We start from the raw sequence: 1,477 nt of genomic DNA, 5'->3' as shown, positions 1-1,477 counted from the left end.
ATCGTGACGGTTTTCAGCTCCGCGCACAATTTATCAGTAACATCCAATCGACTCAGTTCCTGAACGGCTCGCGAAAGCTCTATTTGTGTTGGGTATCCGAGCAAAATAAATTCGTCACCGCCAATACGATAGCTTCGCCCAGACCACACTCTATGTATCTTCAGCGAAAGCAATTGCAGCACTTCATCACCCGCTAAATGACCGTAGGTATCGTTGATTTGTTTGAAGTGATTAATATCTAAATAAAGAATCGCCAAATCCTTATTCACCCCTTGGCGATACTTAACTTGCAAAGAGCGACGATTCCTCAACCCAGTTAAGTTATCGGTGTTGGATTGACGATACAGATAGAGAGAAACACAAATTGCCAATACAAGTACGAATAGAAATACCGCTTGGGTTTGTGTTGCCAATCGCACCTCATACTCTAACGCCGTGCGCCAATCTGGACGCAAATCGTATTGAGCCACAATTTTGTCAACGCCCAACATCGCGATCGCGCGGCTAAAATATGGCGCTAACATTGCACCGCGTTCATTCGCGACGAGGCCGATAGACAACTGCGAACTGTAAAACTCCCCTATCGCGGTATCTTGTTCGATGGGCACAAGCTCGCTCAAACGAAGGAAATGGTTGAGCATTGCCGTATCCATCGGGATGTAATCCACCTCCCCTTTAAGCAATGCTTCAATAAGATCGTGCTGCGTGTTAAAACGCTCAAGCTCTTTCAACGGTAAAAGCTGAGTCATCATTTGATCGAAGAAATCGTCTTTGACTACACCGATTCTTTCAGAGATCAATTGTGACACATGGGAATAGGTGTTTGGCTTGTAGCCCAATCGCTTGACCATCACTGAAGCTGGTGAATAGTGTGGTCTTGGAAAATAGCTGAATTCATGCCGTTCTCTGCTCACCGTTAATGGTGCCAAAATATCAAATTCACCTTTCATGAACTGGCGATACATCGACTCCCAACTTTCGTTAGGCTCACTGATGATCACACAGTTTAAATCCAGAATTTCACAGCTTTGTAGAACGATATCGGCTGTCATCCCTTGTACGGTGCCATCAGGGTTGTACACCACATAAGGAAAGATGGATTCCATTTTGATTCGAATTGGATCTTTTAAATCGACAGGCAGTAACTTGATCGCATCTCGCAGGGCTGAACGTCTCAACTCAAATTGATACAACGCGATTTGCTCACGAAGTTGCTTTTGTACCGCTTCACCATGAATAAACGAGGCAAAGGTATCCAACTCTTCTAAGTGGTGACCTTTTTTACTAATGATAGAAACAGGTTTGATGGAGATCTGATCGTTGAGCATTTTGGCATCAAACCCTTCCAACAACATTGGTTTGAGTTGGTTAATCGCATCAACCACGCCATCCACTAAACCAGTTTGTAACAAACGTACTGCTTCGTTATGACCTTTATAGGGAACTTGTTTTAACTCTGGATGATACTGTTTGATCA

The 1,477-nt window shown here is 43.9% G+C and carries 1 protein-coding gene; it reads right to left on the bottom strand.

Annotated features, from left to right (window positions below; translation table 11 throughout):
- The coding region (locus R7P72_RS24230; RefSeq protein ID WP_318110859.1) for a GGDEF domain-containing protein at nt 1–1,477 on the bottom strand (1,477 nt) is incomplete at both ends.

The sequence above is a fragment of the Vibrio sp. Vb0888 genome, from assembly GCF_033338835.1.
Taxonomy (GTDB): domain Bacteria; phylum Pseudomonadota; class Gammaproteobacteria; order Enterobacterales; family Vibrionaceae; genus Vibrio; species Vibrio alginolyticus.
The sequence above is the reverse complement of the archived record's forward strand: the minus strand, read 5'-3'. Positions and strand labels throughout refer to the sequence as shown.